Raw genomic sequence first — 3,529 nt, forward strand, 5'->3', positions numbered from 1 at the left:
CGTTTAGAATTAGGAGAAATTAATATTTCAGACATAAAATTTGCAGATGTCTCAAAAGTAGAAAACGGTGTTTTACATGTAAATGCGGAAGAAGTTAAGGCAATTGTTTTAGAGGATGACAGAATCACTAATGTTAAACTTGAATTAGCAAAGCCTGGAGAATCAATTAGAATTACACCTGTTAAAGATGTAATCGAGCCTAGAGTAAAAGTTGGCGGAAACGCTGGTATTTTCCCTGGAATGATCTCAAAGGTAACAACAGTTGGTGAAGGTAGAACTCATGTATTAAAAGGGTCTGCTGTAATCACTTGTGGAAAGGTTGTTGGATTCCAAGAAGGAATAATCGACATGACTGGTGTAGCATCAGAATATAGTCCTTTCGCAAAATTAAATAACTTATGCATGGTTATTGAACCTAAAGAAGGAATGGACTCTTACGCTCATGAAGCAGCTGTTAGAATGGCTGGATTAAAAGTTGCTGCATTCTTAGGTAAATTAGGAGAAAACCTTACTCCTGATAATATCGAAGTATTTGAAACTAAACCTTTATTAGAGCAAGCTAACCAGTATCCTGAGTTACCAAAAGTAGCTTATGTATATATGTTGCAAACTCAAGGTCTTTTACATGATACTTATGTATATGGTGTAGATGCTAAGAAAATAGTACCAACTATTTTATATCCAACTGAAGTTATGGATGGAGCTATCTTAAGTGGAAACTGTGTATCAGCTTGTGACAAAAACACAACTTACCATCACTTAAATAACCCAATCATCAAAAACTTATACAAGCAACATGGAAAAGAAATCAACTTCATGGGAATCATCATTACTAATGAAAACGTATACTTAGCAGATAAAGAAAGATCTTCTGACTGGACAGCTAAATTTACTAAATACTTAGGATTAGATGGTGTAGTAATCTCTCAAGAGGGATTCGGAAACCCTGATACTGACTTAATCATGAACTGTAAGAAAGTAGAAGCTCAAGGTGTTAAAACTGTTATCGTTACTGACGAATATGCTGGTAGAGATGGATCATCTCAATCATTAGCAGATGCAGATGTAGCAGCTAACGCAGTAGTAACTGGTGGAAATGCTAACCAAATGATAACTTTAGCTCCAATGGACAAAGTTATCGGAATGTTAGACTATACAGATACATTATCAGGTGGATTTGACGGTTCATTAAGACCTGATGGAAGCATCGATGCTGAATTACAAATAATCACTGGTGCAACAAACGAATTAGGATTCAACAAATTAACAGCTAAAATGTACTAGTTTTATATAAATAAAACTTTTATAAGAATAGCGTTTAAAAAAAATCAATAAAACAATTAGGAGGCATCACATGTTTAATTATGAAAATAAGAAATTAATCATCGTCGGAGATAGAGACGGTGTACCTGGAGAAGCTATAAAGGAGTGCGCTGAGACAATGGCTAATGTAGAGGTAATATTTGCTTCTACAGAATGCTTTGTCTGAACGGCTGCTGGAGCAATGGATTTAGAGAATCAAAAAAGAATTAAAGATTTCGCAACTGAATATGGAGCAGAAAACTTAGTAGTTATATTAGGAGCAGCAGAGGCAGAGGCATCTGGCTTAGCTGCAGAAACAGTAACAATGGGAGACCCTACATTCTCAGGTGTATTAGCTAACGTAGCGTTAGGACTAACTACATTCCACGTATTAGAAGATCAATTCAAAAACGCAGTTAACGCTGACGTATTTGAAGAGCAAGTAGGAATGATGGAAATGGTATTAGAAGTAGAAGAAATCGTTGAAGAAATGAACGAAATCAGAGGAGAAGGTTGTAAATACCTTTAATTTATCGCAAAACTTGTAATAACTGAACCAGCAAATAGCAACAAAAAATAACTAAAAAACTAAGTGCTTATATTCAAAACCGTGTCTTATGCGAGGCACACACCAAATCTTTAATCTAAATAATTCTCAGAAAAATCCATTGAACATATGGCTCAGGTGAGCCTATATAATAGAACAAATTTAACAAGATCAATTATCAAAACATATATAATATAAACTAGGGGTTATTTAATCCCTAGTAATACAATATCGAGGCAAGATAGTCTTAATTACGGGGGATTTGAATGAATAAAATAAAAGTAGTTCACTATATAAATCAATTCTTCGCCGGAATTGGTGGAGAAGAAAAAGCTGATATCAAACCTGAATTCAGAAATGAAGTTGTAGGTCCTGGTCTAGCTCTTATGCAACAATTTGGTGAAGCAGCAGAAATAATAGGAACAGTAATTTGTGGAGATTCTTATTTAAATGAGAATGTTGAAGAAGCTACAAAAGTAATATTAGAAATGGTAAAAGCTGCAAAGCCTGACCTATTTGTAGCAGGACCTGCTTTCAACGCAGGAAGATATGGAGTAGCTTGTGGAACTATCGCTAAAGCTGTAAAAGAGCAATTAGGGATTCCTGTAGTTACTGCTATGTACATTGAAAACCCTGGTGTAGATATGTATAGAAAAGATCTTAATATTGTTTCTACAACTAACTCAGCAGCAGGAATGAGAAAGGCTATAAAGCCATTAGCAGCTCTTGCTTTAAAATTAGGTAGAAATGAAGTTATTGGATCTCCAGTTGAAGAAGGATACCACGTAAGAGGAATAAGACAAAATTATTTCGCTGAAAAAATTGGTGCTGAAAGAGCAGTAGATATGTTAGTAAATAAATTAAAAGGTGAAGCATTTGAAACTGAGTATCCAATGCCAACATTTGATCATGTTGAACCGGGAGCAGCAATCAAAGACTTATCTAAAGCTAAAATAGCTCTAGTTACTTCTGGTGGAATGGTTCCTTCTGGAAACCCAGATAGAATCGAAGCTTCATCAGCTCAAAAATATGGTAAGTACGAATTAGACAATATGGGTGAAACTGCTCATGGAGGATTCGACCCTACATATGCTAACGCAAATCCAAACGTAGTAGTTCCTACTGACGCTTTAAGAGCATTTGAAGCTGAAGGAGTAATCGGATCTATCCATCCTTACTACTATTCTACAACAGGAAACGGAACTTCAGTAAAGAACTCGAAAGCGTTCGCAGCTGAATTCACAAAAGAACTAGTTGCTGCAGGAGTAGACGGAGTAATCCTAACTTCTACATGAGGAACTTGTACTCGTTGCGGTGCAACGATGGTAAAAGAAATAGAAAGAAGTGGAATACCTGTAGTACACCTTTGTACTGTAGTTCCTATCTCTCTAACAGTAGGAGCGAACAGAATAGTTCCTGCAATCGCAATACCACATCCATTTGGAGACCCTGCATTACCTGAGGAAGACCAATTTAAATTAAGAAAAGACATTGTAAGAACAGCTTTAGAAGCTTTAACAACTGAAGTTACTGATCAAACAGTATTTGACGTTAAATAATTAAACCTAAATAAGGGGAAGAGGTTTAGTCTCTTTCCCTTATTTTAATAGTGATATAAATATATATAATAATATAATCGGAGGAATAAAAGATGAATTTTGCAGTTTTAAAAGGAGCAGC

General features: G+C 35.4%; 3 protein-coding genes. All 3 read left to right on the forward strand.

What is annotated here, in order from left to right:
• Window positions 1–1,284, forward strand: a 1,284-nt coding sequence (locus WBG30_RS01425) for a glycine/sarcosine/betaine reductase component B subunit (RefSeq protein ID WP_424502859.1), incomplete at its 5' end; no start/stop codon positions are given.
• A gap of 70 nt (window positions 1,285–1,354) precedes the next feature.
• Window positions 1,355–1,831, forward strand: a complete 477-nt coding sequence (grdA, locus tag WBG30_RS01430) for a glycine/sarcosine/betaine reductase complex selenoprotein A (protein WP_424502860.1) — start codon at window positions 1,355–1,357, stop codon at window positions 1,829–1,831.
• A gap of 284 nt (window positions 1,832–2,115) precedes the next feature.
• On the forward strand, window positions 2,116–3,408 hold the full coding sequence (gene grdB, locus WBG30_RS01435; protein ID WP_424502861.1) for a glycine reductase complex selenoprotein B: 1,293 nt from the start codon (window positions 2,116–2,118) through the stop codon (window positions 3,406–3,408).
• Window positions 3,409–3,529: the final 121 nt, after the last annotated feature.

It is taken from the genome of Psychrilyobacter sp. (assembly GCF_049671765.1).
In the GTDB taxonomy this organism is placed as follows: Bacteria; Fusobacteriota; Fusobacteriia; order Fusobacteriales; family Fusobacteriaceae; genus Psychrilyobacter.